Genomic DNA, 18,242 nt, shown 5'->3' with positions numbered 1-18,242 from the left:
GCAGCGCCATTCCATAACCGGCGACATGCTCAGCGAAACGAAAGTCCTTCGAATTTCCATCGCCGTGACCTTCGTCGTCGCGGTTTTCGGCATTGCCTTCGGTGTCTTGAGCGGCTCGTCCTCGATCGCTTTCGATGGCGCCTATTCCCTCGCCGATGCGACCATGACCATCCTGGCGCTGATCGTCGCGCGGCTCATCACCAGCAACGCCAATCACAACCGCCGGCTGCACAAGCGCTTTTCGCTCGGCTTCTGGCACCTGGAGCCCATCGTTTTGGGCATGAACGGCATCGTCTTGATGAGCGTGTCCATCTACGCCCTGATCAACGCCATCGCCAACCTGCTGGCCGGCGGCCGCCAGCTCGAGTTCGACTTCGCCATCGTCTATGCCGCGGTGACGCTAGCCGCCTGCCTGACCATGGCGTTCATCGGCAGCCGCGCCAACCGGACGATCCAGTCCGACTTCGTCACCCTCGACGTCACCGCGTGGATGATGTCCGGCGGCATCACCGCAGCGCTGCTGGTTGCCTTCATCGGCGGCAGTCTGGTCGAAGGCACCGAACTGAGTTGGGTCGCGCCTTATGTCGACCCTGCCGTGCTGGCGCTGGTCTGCCTGATCATCATCCCGATGCCCATCGCCACCGTCCGCCAGGCATTTTCCGACATTCTGCTGATCACGCCGGAAACGCTCAAGACGCATGTCGACGAGGTCGCCCGCGCAACCGTGAAGAAACACGGTTTCGTTTCCTATCGCGCCTATGTCGCCAAGGTCGGCCGTTTGATGCAGGTCGAGCTTTACTTCATCGTGCCGCCCGGCCTGCCCGCGAAAACCATCGAGGAATGGGACCGGCTGCGCGACGAGATAGGCGACGCCCTTGGCGATGAAGGCCCTGATCGTTGGCTGACCATTGCCTTCACCGCCGACAAGGAATGGGCGGAGTAACTCAGCCTGCTTGCGCCTCTTCCATGAGCCAGGCAACGAAGCGCGCGATCGCGGGGCGTTCGGCGACATGCGGCAAGGTGACGGCATAATAGGCAAACGCGGTTGGCCATGGGCGCTCGATGGCGACAGCGAGCCGGCCGGAGGCGATCTCTTCCCTGGCATAGATGTCACGAATGAGCGCGATGCCCTGCCCGGCTTCAGCCGCGCGGATCAGCAGAAAATCATCGTCGAATGAAGGCCCGCGTTCGATGCGCGCATCGCCTTCGATCCCCATTGCCTTGAGCCAGAGCCGCCAGTCGGCCCTGTCCGAGTCCTGCAGAAGGGGGTAGGCAAGACAGTCGCCAGGCTCCGTCAGTCGAGGGCCGCCGGCCAGCAGCGCCGGGCTAGCCACCGGTATCAGTTCGGGCGCCATCAGATGGATGGCATCGAGGCCGGGATAGTCGCCAAGCCCGTGGCGGATTGCGATATCCACCCTTCCCTTGCGCAGATCCACCAGTTCGGATGATGCCTCGACCCGGACCTCGATCTCAGGGTGCCGGCTAGTAAACCGGCCGAGACGAGGAACGAGCCAGGATGCCGCGAAGGATGGCACGGTGCAGATGGTGATCGATTGCGCAGCATTTCTGGCCTCGAGCAGGTCAAGGCCATGTTCGATCTGGTCGAAGGCACGCAGGACTGCCGGATGGACGCTTGCGCCGACTTCCGTCAACTCGACGCCGTATCGCGTTCGCGAAAACAGCGGCGTGCCAGAGCGCTCCTCGAGCAACCTCAATTGTTGGCTCACAGCGCCGGAAGTCACCCCCATCGCTTCAGCCGCACGCTTAATGCTGCCGTGGCGTCCGGTTTCGGCAAAGGCCCGTAGTGCCAACAAAGGGAGAACCGTGCCCATGAGAGACGTCCAATCCAGATATGAAATGAGCTAAACTCTATTGAGACGCCATCCTCATCGTCGATTACCACAGGACGCGGCCTGTATCCACATGTCATATGAGGCGATTCACGGCAATTCGCCATCGTGAAAGCCCTCCTAGAGTTTAGCTTAGCTACCTTCTTGGACGAGAATTCATCGTTTCCCTCACTTGTCCGGGTTTCGTAGCGTGCTGCCAGGTTAGCGCTGCAAAAGCGCGGCTCACCTGCCAGGCCTCCGCCAGGCTCGGGAAAGAACCCACGACAAGGAAACTTCTGCCTATGAACATCGCCGCCCCCCGAACAGATCGTTCGACCGCCCATTCCGGCGCATCCAGTGAAGCTTTTGCCGGTCACCCCGGCTATCGGCGCATGTTCGCTCCGGACCGGCTGACCGTCGGCATCTTTCTGCCCTTGCGCTTCTATGAGGGCGACATAGCTGTCCTCGAAGGTCAGGCTGAACTTGTCGAGGACATCGACCGCCGCGGGTTCGCAAGCGTCTGGGTCCGTGACGTGCCGCTTTTCGATCCGGGTTTTGGCGATGCCGGCCAGCTTTTCGACCCCTTCACCTATCTTTCCTATCTGGCGGCGCGGACGCATAAAGTCGCGCTGGCCACGGGAAGCGCCATCTTTTCGCTGCGCCATCCCATCGATCTCGCCAAGGCGGCAACCACGATCGACCACCTTTCCGGCGGCCGTCTCGTGCTGGGAATCGCATCCGGCGACCGCCCGGCCGAGTTTCCGGCCTACGGCCTGGACATGGACGATCGGGGCAGGCGATTTGCGGAAGCGGTGGCCTATTTCCGGCAACTGATCGCACCCGGCCGGCCGTCCATCAATTCAAGGCTCGGAACGATGACAGGCATCGACTTCCTGCCCAAGCCGCCGATGGGTCGTATTCCGCTGATCGTCACCGGATCCAGCCGGCAGACGCCGGCATGGGTTGCCGAACATGCCGATGGCTGGCTGACCTACCCGCAGCCCACCCACATAGCGGAGGGCCCGAAGCGGCTGGCGCAGAACATTCGCGCCTGGCGGGACCAGATTCCGGATGGTGGCTTTCGCCCGCATATGACCAACGAGTGGCTCGATCTCTCCGACGACCCCGACTTCCCCCGCACTGCGCTCCGCGGCGGATTCGTGTTGAAGACCGGCCGCAAGGGGCTGATCGACCTGCTCGGAGAATGGCGCGAGGGCGGCGTCAACCACGCAGCGCTGGGGATGCAGTTTTCCGGCCGCCCGGCTGGCGAAATCATCCAGGAGCTTGCCGAAGAGGTCTTGCCGCACTTCCCGTCGCTGGAGGGGCCCTCGCCGCTTGCTGCAAGATGGTAGGCGTCGCAGAGCGGCCAGCGATATTGCCGCCTGACGCCCTCAAGTCGGCCTTCGCACAGATACCGACATCTGTTGCAGTCGTCACAACAGGCAGCGGATCGGAGCGCTATGGTGCAACGGTTGGCACGCTGACAGCACTGTCCCTCGGCCCGCCGATGCTGATGTTCGCGATGAAACAGACCTCCAGCCTGCTGCAGCGGCTGGAGGTGGGAAGGCCTGTCGGCATCAACGTTCTCGCCGCCCATCAGCACGACATAGCGCGCCGCTTTGCCACGCCAGGCATAGATCGGTTCGGCGACACGCGATGGTGGGAGGAGCACGCGCTTCCCCGCATCGACGAGACGCTGCTGTGGATCGCGGCCCGCGTCCGCGACCAGCTGCCGCTTGGCGACCACATGCTGGTCACGGCGATCATCGAGCACACCCAGACGGAAGACCTCGCACCGCTGGTATTCTGGCGGCGCGGCTTTTCGGCGATCTCGAACGACAGAGGAGTCTGAGTTCGGCTAGGCGTCCTCGCTGCGGCTGCACCGAAAAGTCTTTGGCGTGCAGCCGCATAAGCCAGCCGATTGTTGTCTTCCTAGCCTACGCCTTGATGCGCCAGCCGGTCCTGAATATCCACCAGACCGCAACCAGGCAGGCAACCAGGAACACCAGCGTCATGCCGAGGCTGATGCCGACGTTGACGTCCGATATGCCGAAGAAGCTCCAGCGGAAGCCGCTGACCAGATAGACTACCGGATTGAACAGCGACACGGTGCGCCAGAACGGCGGCAGCATGTCGATGGAGTAGAAGCTGCCGCCAAGGAAGGTCAGCGGCGTCACGATCAACATCGGCACCAGCTGCAATTGCTCGAAATTGCCGGCCCAGATGCCAATGATGAAGCCGAACAGGCTGAAGGTGACCGCCGTCAGCACCAGGAACAACAGCATCCAGCCGGGATGCTGTATCTGCAGCGGCACGAACAGCGCGGCGGTCGCAAGGATGATCAGCCCGAGGATGATCGACTTCGACGCTGCCGCCCCGACATAGGAGATGACGATCTCGAGATAGGACACCGGCGCCGACAGCAGCTCGTAGATGGTGCCGACGAATTTCGGGAAATAGATGCCGAACGAGGCATTGGAGATGCTCTGGGTCAAAAGCGACAGCATGATCAGCCCGGGCACGATGAAGGCGCCGTAGCTGATGCCGTTGATCTCGCTGATGCGCGAGCCGATGGCAGCACCGAAGACGACAAAATAGAGCGAAGTCGAAATGACGGGCGAAACGATGCTTTGCAGCAGCGTGCGCCAGGTGCGCGCCATTTCGAACAGGTAGATTGCGCGGATCGCGTGAAAATTCATCGCCGTTCACTCACCAGATTGACGAAGATCTCCTCCAGCGAACTCTGGCTGGTCTGAAGATCCTTGAAGCGGATGCCGTTGTCGTTGAGGTCCTTGAGCAGCGCCGTGATGCCGGTTCGTTCACCCTGCGCGTCGTAGGTGTAGACGATTTCGTGACCGCCGTCGGCCAGCTCCAGGCCGTGGCTGGCGAGCGCCGGCGGCAGGCTGTCGAGTTGGCTCTGCAACTGCAGCTTCAATTGCTTGCGGCCCAGCTTGCGCATCAGCTCGGCCTTTTCCTCGACGAGGATGATCTCGCCCTTGGAGATGACCCCTACCCTGTCGGCCATCTGCTCGGCCTCCTCGATGTAGTGCGTGGTCAGGATGACGGTGACGCCGGTTTCGCGCAGCGAGCGCACCACCTCCCACATGTCGCGCCTCAGCTCGACGTCGACGCCGGCGGTAGGCTCGTCGAGAAACAGGATTTGCGGTTCGTGCGACAGTGCCTTGGCGATCATCACGCGTCGCTTCATGCCGCCCGACAGCGTCATGATCTTGCTGTCCTTTTTCTCCCACAGCGAAAGATCCCTGAGGATCTTTTCGATGTGGGCCGGGTTCGCCGGCTTGCCGAACAGGCCGCGGCTGAAGCTGACCGTCGCCCATACGGTTTCGAAGGCGTCGGTGGTCAGTTCCTGCGGCACCAGCCCGATGCGCGAACGCGCGTCACGGTAGTCGTGAACGATGTCGTGCCCATCCGCCAGCACGGTGCCCTCGGTCGGGTTGACGATGCCGCAGATGATGCTGATCAGCGTCGTCTTGCCGGCGCCGTTGGGCCCGAGCAAAGCGAAGATCTCGCCGCGGCTGATGTCGAGATTGATGTTCTTCAGCGCCGAAAAGCCCGACGCATAGGTCTTGGAAAGATTGGAAACGGAAATAATCGGCTGCATGGCGATCATCGCTTGAGATTTGAATGGAAATGAAGGGCAAAACCGGCTGGGGGCACGCCGGCGCTGGGGTTAGCGGAATATATGGGCTGATATCGTGCGAACAAGGGGCACGCCGCCGCCTCCTGACATTGTCGTGTGCACCACCGGCCGCCGCCCTTGACGCGCAAGGGTGGCGCCCTCAACAGTTCCGATCGAGGGGAGACAACAATGCCGTTCGACAGTCGCATTCCGCTCGCATCGCCCACGGGCGCCCATATCAACCTGTTTGTCCGCCGCGCCGAGGCACCTGCCCGGGCGGTGGTTCAGATCAACCACGGCTTGGCCGAACATGCCGCACGCTACGGCCGCTTCGCCGATTTCCTCGCCGCCCATGACTGTCACGTCTACGCCCATGACCATCGCGGCCATGGCGCGACGTCGGCGCCCGATGCGCCCACCGGGCGTTTCGCGGCCAAGGACGGTGTCGACCGCGTCCTGGCCGATGTCGGCGCCGTGCATGACTTCATCGCCGTCCAGCACCCCGATCTGCCGGTTGTGATCTTCGGCCACTCGATGGGTGGGCTGATCGCGCTCAATTTCGTGCTGCGCCATTCCGAACGCGTGGCAGCCGCGGCCATCTGGAACGCCAATTTCTCCGCCGGCATCCTCGGCCGGCTGGCACAGGCCATCCTTGCCTTCGAGCGCTTCCGGCTCGGGTCGGACGTGCCCTCCCGCATCCTGCCCAAGCTGACCTTCGGCGACTGGGCAAAGAAGATCCCCGGCCGCCGTACCGAATTCGACTGGCTCTCGCGCGATCCGGCCGAGGTCGATGCCTACATCGCCGACCCGCTCTGCGGCTGGAACGCCTCGGTGTCGATGTGGATCGACATTTTCGATCTGGTCTTTGCCGGTGCCGACGACGGCAACTTCGCAGGCGTGCGCAAGGACCTGCCGGTCAACCTCGTCGGCGGCGCTCACGACCCGGCAACCGACGGCGGCAAGGCGGTCGAGGCGCTGGCTTCGCGCATGCGCCGGATGGGCTTTTCGAATCTCGCTTCAAAGGTTTACGTAGAAACCCGCCACGAAAGCCTGAACGAGGTCAATCGCGATGCCGTCATGGCCGATTTCGCCGGCTGGCTCGACCTGACGTTTCCGCGGTGAACATGCTTGCTGGCCCATCGCAACGTGGTGGCGGGATATCGGGACTCCTGATAGATCGTGGCGCGACCGAAATGATCTCTGGTGCCCCATGAGCAATCCGCCCCTCCACGGCGTCCGCGTCATCGAACTCGCCCGCATCCTCGCCGGCCCCTGGGCCGGACAGTTGCTCGCCGATCTCGGCGCCGATGTCGTCAAGGTGGAAAACCCCGACGGCGGCGACGACACCCGCAAATGGGGCCCGCCCTTCGTCACCTCCCATGACGGCGAGAACCTGTCGGCCGCCTATTACCACGCCTGCAATCGCGGCAAGCGCTCGATCGCGCTCGATTTCTCGACGCCGGAAGGTGCGGAGATCGTGCGCAAGCTGGTCGCCGGCGCCGACGTGCTGATCGAGAACTTCAAGCTTGGCGGCCTCAAGAAATACGGTCTCGACTATGACAGCCTGAAGAAGATCAACCCCAGGCTGGTCTATTGCTCGATCACCGGCTTCGGCCAGTCCGGCCCTTATGCGCCGCGCGCCGGCTACGATTTCATCGTCCAGGGCATGTCGGGCCTGATGTCGATCACCGGGCCTGCCGGCGGCGAGCCGCAAAAGGTCGGCGTCGCCGTCACCGACATCTTCACCGGGCTTTATTCGGTCATCGCCATCCAGGCGGCTTTGCGCCACGCCGAGGCCACCGGCCAGGGCCAGCATGTCGACATGGCGCTGTTCGACGCCCAGATGTCGGTGCTCGCCAACCAGAACCTCAACTATCTCGTCTCGGGCAATTCGCCGGTGCAGATGGGCAACGCCCATCCGAACATCTCGCCTTACGAGGTGCTGCCGGTGCGCGACGGGCATTTCATCCTCGCCGTCGGCAATGACGGCCAGTTCCAGAAATTCTGCGCCATCGTCGGCCTCGACGATCTCCCCGCCGACCCGCTCTTTGCCACCAATTCGGCCCGCGTCGCCAACCGCGTCGCCTTGCGCGAGAAGATCGTCGCCGCGCTCGCGGCCTTCGACCGCGAAACCCTGCTCGCCCGGCTCGAGGCTTCAGGCGTGCCGGCAAGCCCCATCAACAATATCGGCCAGGCCTTCGCCGATCCGCAGGCGATCGCCCGCGGCATGCGGATGGACCTCGACGATGGCCACGGCAATGCGCTGCCCTCGGTGCGCGCGCCAATGATCATGTCCGAGACACCTCTTTCATATGTCAGACCTTCGCCGCGGCTCGGGGAACACACCGCGGAAATCCTTGCCGAACTGGAGAAGAACGAAAAATGAAGACCGGCGGACAACTGATCGTCGACGCGCTCGAGGCCAACGGCGTCGACCGCATGTACTGCGTGCCGGGCGAATCCTATCTCGCGGTACTCGACGCGCTGCATGATTCCAAGATCCGGAGCATCGTCTGCCGCCAGGAAGGCGGTGCGGCGATGATGGCCGACTGCCATGGCCGCCTCACCGGCAAGCCGGGCATCTGCTTCGTCACCCGTGGCCCTGGCGCCACCAACGCGTCCGCCGGCGTGCACATCGCCATGCAGGATTCCATCCCGATGATCCTGTTCATCGGCCAGGTGGCGAGCCATGCCAAGGAGCGCGAAGCCTTCCAGGAGGTCAACTACCGGCGTTTCTTCGGCGATATCGCCAAGTGGGTGGTCGAGATCGACGATGCCGCGCGCATTCCCGAGCTGCTCACCCGTGCCTTCTCCGTCGCCACCTCGGGCCGACCCGGTCCCGTCGTCATCTCGCTGCCCGAGGACATGCTAACCAGCGAGGTCGAGGCCCCGGCCGCCCTGTCCGCCGTCGCGGTCGAAACCCGCCCGGGCGACGAAGAGCTGGCCAAGCTCGAGGCCCTGCTCAACAGCGCCAGGAATCCGTTCGTCATCCTCGGCGGCACGCGCTGGAATGCCGAGGCCGTCGAGCGCATGAAGAAAATCTCTGAAGCCTGGTCGCTGCCGGTCGGCGTCTCCTTCCGCCGCCAGATGCTGTTCGACCATCTCCATGAAAACTACGCCGGTGACGTCGGCATCGGCGTCAACCCGAAGATCGCCAAGGCGATCAAGGACGCCGACGTGGTGCTGCTGGTCGGCGGTCGCTTCGGCGAGATGCCGTCATCGGACTACACGCTGATCAAGAGCCCCTATCCCGATCAGAAGCTCGTGCATGTCCATGCCGACGCCGACGAACTCGGCCGTGTCTACCGCCCGACCGTCGCCATCAACGCCTCGCCGGCAGCCTTCGTCGAGGCTTTCGCCAGGCGCAAACCGGCCGCAAAGCCGGCATGGACCGAAAACACCAAGGCGCTGCATGCTGCCTATCTCGAATGGTCGACCCCGCCGCTCGCCGGCCCGGGTGCGGTCCAGATGGGCCCGATCATGAACTGGCTGGAAAAGGTCCTGCCTGAGGACGCCATCCTCACCAACGGCGCCGGCAATTACGCCACCTGGGTGCACCGCTTCCACCGCTTCCGCCGTTTCGCCACCCAGGGCGCGCCAACGTCGGGCTCGATGGGCTACGGCACGCCGGCAGCGGTTGCTGCCAAGGGCTTGTTCCCCGAGCGTGAGGTCATCGCCTTTGCCGGCGACGGCTGCTTCATGATGAACGGCCAGGAATTCGCCACCGCAGTGCAATACGGCCTGCCGATCATCGTCATCGTCGTCAACAACGGCATCTACGGCACCATCCGCATGCACCAGGAGCGCGAGTATCCCGGCCGCGTCGAGGCGACCGACCTCAAGAACCCTGATTTCGCAGCGCTTGCCCGTGCCTATGGCGGCCATGGCGAGACTGTGCGCGAGACCGACGAATTCGCGCCCGCCTTCGAGCGCGCCCGTGCCAGCGGCAAGCCGACGATCATCGAGATCAAACTCGATCCGGAGGCCATCACGCCGACCCGCACGCTGAGCGACATCAGGGACAAGCGCTGATCCCTGCCCCGGGGACAAGCGGGATCCTTGACTTGGGGAAAGCGTAAGCGTCGTGGCAAATGCGTGGCTTTGATGCTATTGAGGCCGCGCATTTCACCATCCTGACGTAACACTTCCCCAGGCAAGCTGATGATTTCAATCGTCATTCCGTGCAAGAACGAGGCCGAGAACCTGCCGATCCTGGTCGGCGAGGTCCACGACGCCATGGCCGGCCGCGACTACGAGGTCATCGTCGTCGATGACGGCTCGACCGATCGCACGGCCGACGTTCTCGCCGAGCTGGCGCGCAGCGCCGGTCGCCTGCGTCATGTCAGGCACGACCGCTCGGCGGGCCAGAGTGCCGCCGTCCGCTCCGGCGTCTTCGCGGCGCGGGGCAGCATCGTCGTCACCATGGATGGCGACGGCCAGAACGATCCCGCCTACCTGCCCAAGCTCGCCGACGCGCTGATCGCCGCCGGCCCGTCGGTCGGCGTCGCCGCCGGCCAGCGCCTCAAGCGCACCGACACCAAGCTCAAGCAGCTGTCGTCGCGTTTCGCCAATGGCCTGCGCGAGATGATCCTGCGCGACGGCACGCGCGATTCAGGCTGCGGCCTCAAGGCGTTGCACACCGATCTGTTCCGCCAGCTGCCGTTCTTCGACGGCTGGCATCGTTACCTGCCCGCACTTTCACTGCGCGAGGGCCGCGGCGTCGTCCATGTCGACGTCGTCGACCGCTCGCGCCGCCACGGCAAATCCAATTACGGCATCCTCGATCGCGGCCTGCGCGGCATCCTCGACCTCACGGGCGTGTGGTGGCTGCGTCGCCGCCGCAAGGTCGTGCCATCGGTCACGGAGCTTGGCCAATGAACCTCATTTCCGAACTCGGCACCTGGCTGCACGATGTCTTCGTCGCCCAGTTCAACGGCTGGATCCTGCTCGGCTTCGTCGCCCAGGGCATGTTCACCATGCGTTTCGTCGTACAATGGCTCGCTTCGGAACGCGCCAAGCGCTCCGTCGTGCCCGTCGCCTTCTGGTTCTTCTCGCTCGGGGGCGGCGCCCTGCTGCTGATCTATGCCATCCAGCGCCAGGACCCGGTGTTCATTGCCGGCCAGGGGCTGGGCCTGTTCATCTACATCCGCAATCTCTGGCTGATCGCCAATGAGCGGCGCGCCGCCATGGCCGACACCGAGTAGTGGGCATGTTGGCAACCGGAATCAAAACCACAGAGACCCAGCACAAGTCTTTGTCTCTGTTCAGCTATCTCCTGCTCGCAGCACTCTGCCTGTTTGCCTTCGCACCCGGCATTTCCACCCTGCCGCCGACCGACCGCGACGAGTCGCGCTTCGTCCAGGCCACCAAGCAGATGGTCGAGAGCGGCGACTATGTCGACATCCGCTTCCAAGACGTGCCGCGCTACAAGAAGCCAGCCGGAATCTACTGGCTGCAGTCGGCCGCCGTCCTGGTCAGCGGAGAGGGCAGCGATGCCCCGATATGGGTCTACCGGCTGGTTTCGGTGCTGGCCGGCACCTTCTCGGTCCTTGCCCTCGCCTTCATCGGCGACCGCATGTTCGGCCGCACGGCAGGCGTCGTTGCCGGCCTCGGCCTCATGGGTATCCTCATGCTCGGCGTCGAGGCACGCATCGCCAAGACCGACGCGACATTGCTCGCCACCGCCCTGCTCGCCCAGGGGGCGCTCGCAGCCGTCTATCTCGGCCACAAGGCCGGCCGGCCGCAGGGCAAAGCCAACTGGCTGTTCTGGATCGCCCACGGCCTTGCCCTGCTGATCAAGGGCCCGGTCATTCCGTTCCTCAGCCTGCTCACGGTCGCCACCATCGCCATCCTCGACCGCGACCGCTCATGGCTGCGCAAGCTCCGCCCCTTCACCGGCATCCTGGTGACGCTGCTCGTCGCAGCTCCGTGGCTGATCCTGATCACCATCAAGACCGGCACCGAATTCTGGCAGGAATCGGTCGGCAAGGACCTGTTGAGCAAGGTCGGCTCCGGCCAGGAATCGCATGGCTTCCCACCCGGCTACTACTTCCTGACCTATTCCGTGTTCATGTGGCCCTTCGCTTTGGTGGCGCTCGAAGGCGGGCTGAAGGCGCTCAAGCGCTTCCGCGACGACCCCCGGCTTTTGTTCTGCCTCGCCTGGTACCTGCCCTACTGGATCGCCATCGAGCTGATCCCCACCAAGCTGCCGCACTATGCGATGCCGGCCTATCCCGCTCTGCTCCTGCTGATGGCCTGGTCGCTGACCGATCCGGCCGCCGCAGGCATCGAGCTGTCGCGCTGGCAGCTCTGGATCCGCAGGGCCTGCGCCTTTGGCGTCTTCGGCATCAGTGCCGGCCTTGCTGCCATCGCACTCGGCATCACGCCCTATTTCCTCGGCCAGTTCTCCTGGTGGGGCCAGTTGGCCGGTCTGCTTGTTCTGGTTGCCGCTACCCTCGGCGCCGGCATGCCGAGCGACATGTCGCCGCTCAAGCGCACCGGCATTGCCGCGGCTGCCGCCGCCGCAGCCTTCGGCGTGCTGACCCTGAAGGTCCTGCCACCGCTCAAGCCTTTGTGGCTCAGCCCGCAGATTGCCGAGCAGTTCGAGAAACTGAAGCCCTGCACCACCTCGGTGCTAGCTTCCGCCGGCTACAGCGAGCCGAGCCTGGTCTTCCTCGCCGGCACCTCGACCCAACTCACCAATGGCAAGGGCGCGGCAGCGGCCCTGGCGGCCGATCCCGCATGCGCCATTGCCGTGGTTTCGGCGGCCGAAAGCAAGGCCTTCCTCGCTGCCGTGCCGGGCGGCGCAGCAGCGCTCAGGGAGCGCGGCCGCATCGAAGGCATGAACTATTCCAAGGGCGAGTCGCGCACGCTGACCTTCTACGTGGTGGCGAAGTAGCGGCAGCCCCCTTGCCAGTGGCTTGGGCGTGCGTCCTTCGAGACTCGCCCATAACAGTCAGCCCCAAGCCGTCGGCGGTCAGAGCGGGCTCGCACCTCAGGATGAGGACCGTTGCGCTGACCTCCCTCATCCTGAGGAGCCCGCGAAGCGGGCCTCGAAGGACGTACGTCAACCTCCAGCCTCGGAAAAGAAAAAGGGGCGGTTGCCCGCCCCTTTCCAGATATTCCGGTCATCCAGAGCTTACTTGATCGCCTTGTCGGTGATCGTGGACGTCCAGGCGCCCGAAGGCTCCTTGGTGATGATCTTCTGCGCCAAAAGCGCTTCTGCCGTGCGCTTGTAGGCCGCTTCGATCAGCTTGCCGTCGGCATTGTCGATCAGCTTGGCCACTTCGCCCATCATGCGCTTCTGGTGGTTTTCGTCCTGGCCGCCATTGTCGACGACGATGCCGGCTGCCTCGTCAGGATTGTCGACGGCGTATTTCCAGCCCTTCATCGAGGCGCGCACGAAACGAACCATCTTGTCTTCGAAGGCCGGGTCCTTGAGCTTGTCTTCCATCGCATAGAGGCCGTCTTCGAGCAGGTCGTTGCCCATCTCCGTATAATTGAAGACGGTCAGTTCTTCGGGCTTGAAGCCCGCGTCGATCAGCTGCCAGTATTCGTTGTAGGTCATGACCGAGATGCAGTCCGCCTGCTTCTGGATCAGCGGCTGCACGTCGAAGCTCTGCTTCAGCACGGTCACGCCATCGGCGCCGCCCTCGGTCGACAGGCCGAGCTTGTTCATCCAGGCAAAGAACGGATATTCGTTGCCGAAGAACCAGACGCCCAGCGTCTTGCCCTTGAAGTCGGCTTCGGTCTTGACCGGCCCGTCCTTCGGGCAGACCAGTTCCATGCCGGCCTTCTTGTAGGGCTGGGCGATGTTGACCAGTCCGACGCCCTTTTCGCGGGCCGCCAGCGCGCCGCCCATCCAGTCGACGATGACATCGGCGCCGCCACCGGCGATCACCTGCTCCGGTGCAATGTCAGGGCCGCCCGGCTTGATGTCGACGTCGAGGTTTTCCTCGCCGTAGAAGCCCTTTTCCTTGGCGACGTAGTAGCCGGCGAACTGCGACTGCGTCACCCACTTGAGCTGCAGCGTCACCTTGTCAGCGGCAAGTGCCGCCTGCGCGGCGGCCAGCGACATCGCTCCCGCCATCAACGATATCATCAGTCTCTTCATCTTCTTTTTCCCTCTGAAGTTGGACCGCGGCCCCGCCCAAGGAGCTCAGGTCACGCCCGCCCACCACGGACAGACGGATGCCAGAAAGTGGTGGCCCTCTCGATCAGGGCGACCACGCCATAGAAGACGGAACCGGCCAGAGCCGCAACAGCGATCTCCGCCCAGACCATGTCGACATTCATGCGACCGATCTCGGTCGAGATCCGGAAGCCCATGCCGACGATCGGCGTGCCGAAGAATTCGGCGACGATGGCGCCGATTAGCGCCAGCGTGGAGTTGATCTTCAACGCATTGAAGATGAAGGGTGCGGCCGCCGGCAGGCGCAGCTTGAACAGCGTCTGCCAGTAATTGGACGCATAGGTGCGCATCAGGTCGCGCTCCATGTGCCCCGAGGCCGCGAGGCCCGCGACCGTGTTCACCAGCATCGGGAAGAAGGTCATGATGATGACCACGGCAGCCTTCGACTGCCACTCGAAGCCGAACCAGATCACCATGATCGGGGCGACGCCGATGATCGGCAGCGCCGACACCATGTTGCCGATGGGCAAAAGCCCTTTGCGCAGGAACGGCACGCGGTCGGCCAGGATCGCCACGGCGAAGCCCGAGGCACAGCCGACGATGTAGCCGAACAGCACCGCCTTGAAGATGGTCTGGCGCACGTCGGCCAGAAGGATCGGCAGCGAATTGCCGATGCGCGCGGCGATCGCACTTGGCGGCGGCAAAAGGATGAACGGAACGCCCGCCCCCCGCGTCACCGCTTCCCATATGATCAGGATCCAGGCGCCGAAGATCGCCGGGATCAGCAGGCGCAGCAACGTCCTGGCCTGCGTCGATACCGGCCGGATGGCCGACAGCACCGCAACGCAGCGCCAGGCCAGCAGCCAGGCGGCGGCAAGCAGCAGGAAGTACGGCATCCGCGCCGTGCCTTCATTGCCTGCGATGCCAGATATCAGCAGCCAGGCAGCGCCATGCGCTCCGACGAAAAGCACAGCGGCGCTGGCGAGTCCGGAAAACATGGCGAAAGAGGCCACGGCAGGCAAGGCGATGAGGCCGACGACAAGCGACGTCATGCCGCTCGACATCGGCGCGGTAGCTTCGGCCGTCAGCATCGGCACCGTCGCCATGGCGACGGCGCACAACGCCAGCGCCAGCCCGGCTTGCCAGGACGGTTTGGAGTTCATCATGCCGGCCGCCCTCCCATCGAACGTTCGACAACCTTGCCGACGATCCCCACCAGTACCACCAGCATGGCCGCCACCACCGAGCCGGCGACGAGTGCCGCCCACATGTCGATGGTCTGGCTGTAATAGGATCCGGCGAGCAGTTTCGCGCCGATGCCGGCGACAGCACCTGTCGGCAACTCACCGACGATGGCGCCGACAAGGCTCGCTGCCACCGCCACCTTCATCGAGGCGAACAGGAACGGCACCGAGGCCGGCACGCGCAGCTTCCAGAACGTCTGAGACGCGCTCGCATTGTAGGTGTGCATCAGGTCGAGATGCATGAGATCGGGGGAGCGTAGCCCCTTCACCATGCCGACGGCGACCGGGAAGAACGACAGGTAGGTCGAGATCAGCGCCTTGGGGATCAGCCCGGTGATGCCGATGGCCGCCAGCACCACGATGATCATCGGCGCCACAGCGAGGATGGGAATGGTCTGCGAGGCGATGATCCACGGCATCAGGCTGCGGTCGAGCGCGATGACATGGACGATGCCGACCGCGATCAGGATGCCGAGTGCCGTTCCGAAGGTGAAGCCGAGCAGCGTCGACGACAGCGTCACCCACGAATGATAGACGAGGCTGCGCGCGCTGGTGACCTTCCTCAGGAAGGTGTTTTCGAAGAAGTTCTGCGCCACCTGGTGCGGCGCGGGCATGGTCGGCTTGGGCTGCGACAGCGTCTTGCCGACGAATTCCACGGTACCTGGCGTCAGGCCTGCCCGTCGGTCGAGGTCGCGCTGGAACGGCGCGTTCATGTAGACGGCGAACGCATACCAGGCGGCAACAATGACCAGCAGGATGGTGATGACGGGAATAATCCGGTCTCTGAGGCGATCCATCGCGGCTCAATCCTCGTAGGAATGGCCGGCGCGCAGCCCGTCACGGACGCGCGCGGCGATCGCCAGGAATTCCGGGCTCTCGCGGATGTCGAGCGGTCGCTCCGTGGGCAGCGTCGACTCGATCACGTCGGTGACACGCCCGGGCCTGGGCGACATCACCACGATGCGCGTCGACAGATACACGGCCTCGGGAATCGAGTGGGTGACGAAGCAGATCGTCTTGTTGGTCTGCCGCCACAGCCGGAGCAACTGTTCGTTGAGATGGTCGCGCACAATCTCGTCGAGCGCGCCGAACGGCTCGTCCATCAAGAGCAGATCCGCGTCGAAGGCCAGTGCGCGCGCAATCGAGGCGCGCTGCTGCATGCCGCCCGACAGCTGCCAGGGATATTTCTTCTCGAAGCCGGAGAGATTGACCAGGTCGAGCGTGCGCTTGATGCGCTCCTGCTGCTCTGCCTTCGAAAGACCGATGATCTCGAGCGGCAGCCCGACATTGCTTTCGATCGTCCGCCACGGAAACAGTGCAGCCGCCTGGAACACATAGCCGTAGGCACGGGCCTCGCGCGCCTGCTCGGGCGTCATGCCGTTGATCGAGATCTTGCCTTCCGTCGGCTGCTCGAGGTCGGCGATGACCCTGAGGAACGTCGTCTTGCCACAGCCCGAAGGGCCGATGAAGGAGACGAACTCGCCCTTGTTGATGGTCAGATCGACGTCCGCCAGCGCCCGCACCGGGCCGTCATTGGTCTGGAAGGTCAGCCCCAGCTTTCTGGCTTCGACGACGGCGTTCTGATCGACGCTTGTCGCCGTGGCTTGATTGACTGTCATGAGCATTGCCCGACTTTACCCCACATCATGCCATCCTCTCCGAAGATGAGGCGGGCGTCCACTTGATCGGGATGTTTTTGCTGGCCTTGAAGCCGGATGTCATTCCGGCGCCATCCTTGCGACCGCAAGGCGCGGCCGCCATCCCTGTTCGGTACACGGAAATTGCCTGCGAACGCGCAGGTGCTCACACCCCGGTCGCCGGGATGCCTGTGCGTTCGACCTTGCGCGGCGCGGTGATCTCCTTCCACTGCGACAGCGCCCGGTTGACCGCGGCATGCGGTTCGCGGGTGACGAATTCGCCGTGGCCGGGATTAGCCTTCACCTCGTGCTCCTGGATCGCCAGTTCGCCGCGCGTGAAGACGAAGCGCGGCAGGCCGGTCACCTCGATACCCTCGAAGACGTTGTAGTCGATGACCGACTGCTGGTTCTTCGCCGCGATGGTCTTCTTGCGCTTGGGGTCCCACACGATGACGTCGGCATCCGCGCCTTCGACGATCGCGCCCTTCTTCGGATACATGTTGAGGATCTTGGCGATGTTGGTCGAGGTCACCGCCACGAACTCGTTCATCGTCAGCCGGCCGGTGTTGACGCCCTTGGTCCACAGCACCGGCATGCGGTCTTCGAGCCCGCCGGTGCCATTAGGGATCTTGGTGAAGTTGCCGACGCCTGTGCGCTTCTGCTCGGTCGTGAACGAGCAATGATCCGTCGCCACCACCTGCAGCGAACCCGCCTGCAGGCCGGCCCACAAAGAATCCTGGTGCAGCTTGTTGCGGAAGGGTGGGCTCATCACCCGGCGCGCCGCGTGGTCCCAGTCCTTGTTGAAATATTCGGTCTCGTCGAGCACCAGGTGCTGGATCAGCGGCTCGCCATAGACGCGCATGCCCTTCTGCCGGGCCCGGCGGATCGCCTCATGCGCCTGCTCACAGGAGGTATGCACGACATAGAGCGGGCTGCCCACCATGTCGGCGATCATGATGGCGCGGTTGGTCGCCTCGCCCTCCACTTCCGGCGGGCGCGAATAGGCATGCGCCTCGGGTCCGTTGTTGCCCTCGGCAAGGAGCTTCGCCGACAGCTGGGCGACGACGTCGCCGTTCTCGGCATGCACCAGCGGCAGCGCGCCGAGCTCGGCGCAGCGCTTGAAAGACGAGTACATCTCGTCGTCGTCCACCATCAGCGCGCCCTTGTAGGCCATGAAGTGCTTGAACGAGGTGATGCCCTTGTCGACGACCTGGGCCATCTCGTTGAACACCTGCTCGCCCCACCAGGTGATCGCCATGTGGAAGGAGTAGTCGGAGCACGCCTTCGACGTCTTGTTGTCCCACATCTGCAGCGCTTCGAGCAGCGACTGGCCGGGCGCAGGCAGGCAGAAATCGACCACCATCGTCGTACCGCCGGAAAGGGCGGCGCGTGTCCCGCTCTCGAAGTCGTCGGCCGAATAGGTGCCCATGAACGGCATTTCGAGATGGGTGTGCGGGTCGATGCCACCGGGCATGATGTAGCAGCCGGTGGCATCGAACTCGTGGTCGGCATGCAAGTTCTCGCCGATGGCGACGATCTTGCCATGCTGGATCAGCACGTCGGCCTTCCACGTCCGGTCGGCCGTGACGATGGTGCCGTTTCTGATGACTTTGGTCATTCTTTAGTTCCCCAATTGCTGCCGCGCTTCTTTTCGAGCGTTTCGGCAAAGTTTCATATCATCTAAGGACAGCAACTCCGCGCAGGCCAAGCGCAAGCCACCCTTCCCCGATCGGAAAAAGGGCTGCCTGGGCAGCAATGTCG

General features: G+C 63.8%; 17 protein-coding genes. 9 read left to right on the top strand and 8 right to left on the bottom strand.

The features are described from left to right. Positions 1 to 25 precede the first annotated feature (25 nt). Positions 26 to 943 (top strand): cation transporter, encoded by a 918-nt coding sequence (locus CO731_RS13780; RefSeq protein WP_108607597.1) that lies wholly within the window; start codon positions 26 to 28, stop codon positions 941 to 943. A gap of 1 nt (position 944) precedes the next feature. Here the strand turns inward: CO731_RS13780 and CO731_RS13775 are convergent, their stop codons facing one another. Next, positions 945 to 1,832, bottom strand: a complete 888-nt coding sequence (locus CO731_RS13775; protein ID WP_108607596.1) for a LysR substrate-binding domain-containing protein — start codon at positions 1,830 to 1,832, stop codon at positions 945 to 947. A gap of 299 nt (positions 1,833 to 2,131) precedes the next feature. Between CO731_RS13775 and CO731_RS13770 the strand changes: the two genes are divergently transcribed. Both CO731_RS13770 and CO731_RS13765 read left to right on the top strand, forming a co-directional pair. Beyond that, a complete protein-coding gene (locus tag CO731_RS13770; protein ID WP_108607595.1) occupies positions 2,132 to 3,181 on the top strand; it encodes an LLM class oxidoreductase in 1,050 nt (349 codons plus the stop codon). Between the two features lie 23 nt (positions 3,182 to 3,204). After that, the gene (locus CO731_RS13765; protein ID WP_159091638.1) at positions 3,205 to 3,681 is read left to right on the top strand and encodes a flavin reductase family protein; all 477 of its coding nucleotides are present in this window, start codon (positions 3,205 to 3,207) and stop codon (positions 3,679 to 3,681) included. Between the two features lie 85 nt (positions 3,682 to 3,766). On the opposite strand, the gene CO731_RS13760 is transcribed toward CO731_RS13765, so the two are convergent. Together CO731_RS13760 and CO731_RS13755 are read right to left on the bottom strand one after the other, a co-directional pair. Next, positions 3,767 to 4,528, bottom strand: a complete 762-nt coding sequence (locus tag CO731_RS13760; RefSeq protein ID WP_108607593.1) for an ABC transporter permease — start codon at positions 4,526 to 4,528, stop codon at positions 3,767 to 3,769. Continuing rightward, positions 4,525 to 5,451: an ABC transporter ATP-binding protein gene (locus tag CO731_RS13755; RefSeq protein ID WP_108609831.1), complete on the bottom strand. Its 927-nt coding sequence runs from the start codon at positions 5,449 to 5,451 to the stop codon at positions 4,525 to 4,527. The genes CO731_RS13760 and CO731_RS13755 overlap by 4 nt, the downstream gene beginning before the upstream one ends. Before the next feature lie 207 nt (positions 5,452 to 5,658). On the opposite strand from CO731_RS13755, the gene CO731_RS13750 reads away from it, so the two are divergent. The 6 genes from CO731_RS13750 to CO731_RS13725 all read left to right on the top strand — a co-directional run bounded on the left by CO731_RS13750 (position 5,659) and on the right by CO731_RS13725 (position 12,367). Then, positions 5,659 to 6,591 (top strand): alpha/beta hydrolase, encoded by a 933-nt coding sequence (locus tag CO731_RS13750; protein WP_108607592.1) that lies wholly within the window; start codon positions 5,659 to 5,661, stop codon positions 6,589 to 6,591. An 88-nt stretch (positions 6,592 to 6,679) separates the two neighbouring features. Then, positions 6,680 to 7,855 (top strand): CaiB/BaiF CoA-transferase family protein, encoded by a 1,176-nt coding sequence (locus tag CO731_RS13745; RefSeq protein WP_108607591.1) that lies wholly within the window; start codon positions 6,680 to 6,682, stop codon positions 7,853 to 7,855. Next, on the top strand, positions 7,852 to 9,501 hold the full coding sequence (locus tag CO731_RS13740) for a thiamine pyrophosphate-binding protein (RefSeq protein ID WP_108607590.1): 1,650 nt from the start codon (positions 7,852 to 7,854) through the stop codon (positions 9,499 to 9,501). The genes CO731_RS13745 and CO731_RS13740 overlap by 4 nt, the downstream gene beginning before the upstream one ends. Positions 9,502 to 9,630: 129 nt before the next feature. Beyond that, positions 9,631 to 10,347 carry a glycosyltransferase family 2 protein gene (locus CO731_RS13735; protein ID WP_108607589.1) on the top strand — a complete coding sequence of 239 codons (717 nt, stop codon included), beginning with the start codon at positions 9,631 to 9,633 and terminating at the stop codon, positions 10,345 to 10,347. Further along, complete coding sequence (locus tag CO731_RS13730) at positions 10,344 to 10,673, top strand: lipid-A-disaccharide synthase N-terminal domain-containing protein (protein ID WP_108607588.1); 330 nt, start codon at positions 10,344 to 10,346, stop codon at positions 10,671 to 10,673. The genes CO731_RS13735 and CO731_RS13730 overlap by 4 nt, the downstream gene beginning before the upstream one ends. 5 nt (positions 10,674 to 10,678) lie before the next feature. Then, positions 10,679 to 12,367, top strand: coding sequence for a glycosyltransferase family 39 protein (locus CO731_RS13725; protein WP_108609830.1), 1,689 nt, complete (start codon positions 10,679 to 10,681; stop codon positions 12,365 to 12,367). A gap of 240 nt (positions 12,368 to 12,607) precedes the next feature. Here CO731_RS13725 and CO731_RS13715 read toward each other — a convergent pair whose 3' ends face one another. The 5 genes from CO731_RS13715 to hydA form a co-directional block, all read right to left on the bottom strand. Beyond that, positions 12,608 to 13,582, bottom strand: a complete 975-nt coding sequence (locus tag CO731_RS13715; protein WP_108607586.1) for an ABC transporter substrate-binding protein — start codon at positions 13,580 to 13,582, stop codon at positions 12,608 to 12,610. A gap of 50 nt (positions 13,583 to 13,632) precedes the next feature. Further along, a complete protein-coding gene (locus CO731_RS13710) occupies positions 13,633 to 14,766 on the bottom strand; it encodes an ABC transporter permease (protein WP_199914465.1) in 1,134 nt (377 codons plus the stop codon). Continuing rightward, on the bottom strand, positions 14,763 to 15,641 hold the full coding sequence (locus CO731_RS13705) for an ABC transporter permease (RefSeq protein ID WP_108607585.1): 879 nt from the start codon (positions 15,639 to 15,641) through the stop codon (positions 14,763 to 14,765). Before CO731_RS13705 ends, CO731_RS13710 begins: the two co-directional genes overlap by 4 nt. Before the next feature lie 6 nt (positions 15,642 to 15,647). Next, positions 15,648 to 16,469 carry an ABC transporter ATP-binding protein gene (locus tag CO731_RS13700; protein ID WP_199914464.1) on the bottom strand — a complete coding sequence of 274 codons (822 nt, stop codon included), beginning with the start codon at positions 16,467 to 16,469 and terminating at the stop codon, positions 15,648 to 15,650. 178 nt (positions 16,470 to 16,647) lie between these two features. Further along, complete coding sequence (hydA, locus tag CO731_RS13695; protein ID WP_108607584.1) at positions 16,648 to 18,099, bottom strand: dihydropyrimidinase; 1,452 nt, start codon at positions 18,097 to 18,099, stop codon at positions 16,648 to 16,650. Between the last annotated feature and the right edge of the window lie 143 nt (positions 18,100 to 18,242).

It is taken from the genome of Aminobacter sp. MSH1 (assembly GCF_003071665.1).
Lineage (GTDB): Bacteria > Pseudomonadota > Alphaproteobacteria > Rhizobiales > Rhizobiaceae > Aminobacter > Aminobacter niigataensis.
This window is presented reverse-complemented; position numbering and strand designations above follow the sequence as displayed.

Coding starts and splice junctions, on each gene's coding strand:
- CO731_RS13780 (WP_108607597.1), top strand. CDS start 26: ATGCTCAGCGAAACGAAAGTCCTTCGAATTTCCATCGCCGTGACCTTC.
- CO731_RS13775 (WP_108607596.1), bottom strand. CDS start 1,832: ATGGGCACGGTTCTCCCTTTGTTGGCACTACGGGCCTTTGCCGAAACC.
- CO731_RS13770 (WP_108607595.1), top strand. CDS start 2,132: ATGAACATCGCCGCCCCCCGAACAGATCGTTCGACCGCCCATTCCGGC.
- CO731_RS13760 (WP_108607593.1), bottom strand. CDS start 4,528: ATGAATTTTCACGCGATCCGCGCAATCTACCTGTTCGAAATGGCGCGC.
- CO731_RS13755 (WP_108609831.1), bottom strand. CDS start 5,451: ATGCAGCCGATTATTTCCGTTTCCAATCTTTCCAAGACCTATGCGTCG.
- CO731_RS13750 (WP_108607592.1), top strand. CDS start 5,659: ATGCCGTTCGACAGTCGCATTCCGCTCGCATCGCCCACGGGCGCCCAT.
- CO731_RS13745 (WP_108607591.1), top strand. CDS start 6,680: ATGAGCAATCCGCCCCTCCACGGCGTCCGCGTCATCGAACTCGCCCGC.
- CO731_RS13740 (WP_108607590.1), top strand. CDS start 7,852: ATGAAGACCGGCGGACAACTGATCGTCGACGCGCTCGAGGCCAACGGC.
- CO731_RS13735 (WP_108607589.1), top strand. CDS start 9,631: ATGATTTCAATCGTCATTCCGTGCAAGAACGAGGCCGAGAACCTGCCG.
- CO731_RS13730 (WP_108607588.1), top strand. CDS start 10,344: ATGAACCTCATTTCCGAACTCGGCACCTGGCTGCACGATGTCTTCGTC.
- CO731_RS13725 (WP_108609830.1), top strand. CDS start 10,679: ATGTTGGCAACCGGAATCAAAACCACAGAGACCCAGCACAAGTCTTTG.
- CO731_RS13715 (WP_108607586.1), bottom strand. CDS start 13,582: ATGAAGAGACTGATGATATCGTTGATGGCGGGAGCGATGTCGCTGGCC.
- CO731_RS13710 (WP_199914465.1), bottom strand. CDS start 14,766: ATGATGAACTCCAAACCGTCCTGGCAAGCCGGGCTGGCGCTGGCGTTG.
- CO731_RS13705 (WP_108607585.1), bottom strand. CDS start 15,641: ATGGATCGCCTCAGAGACCGGATTATTCCCGTCATCACCATCCTGCTG.
- CO731_RS13700 (WP_199914464.1), bottom strand. CDS start 16,469: ATGCTCATGACAGTCAATCAAGCCACGGCGACAAGCGTCGATCAGAAC.
- hydA (WP_108607584.1), bottom strand. CDS start 18,099: ATGACCAAAGTCATCAGAAACGGCACCATCGTCACGGCCGACCGGACG.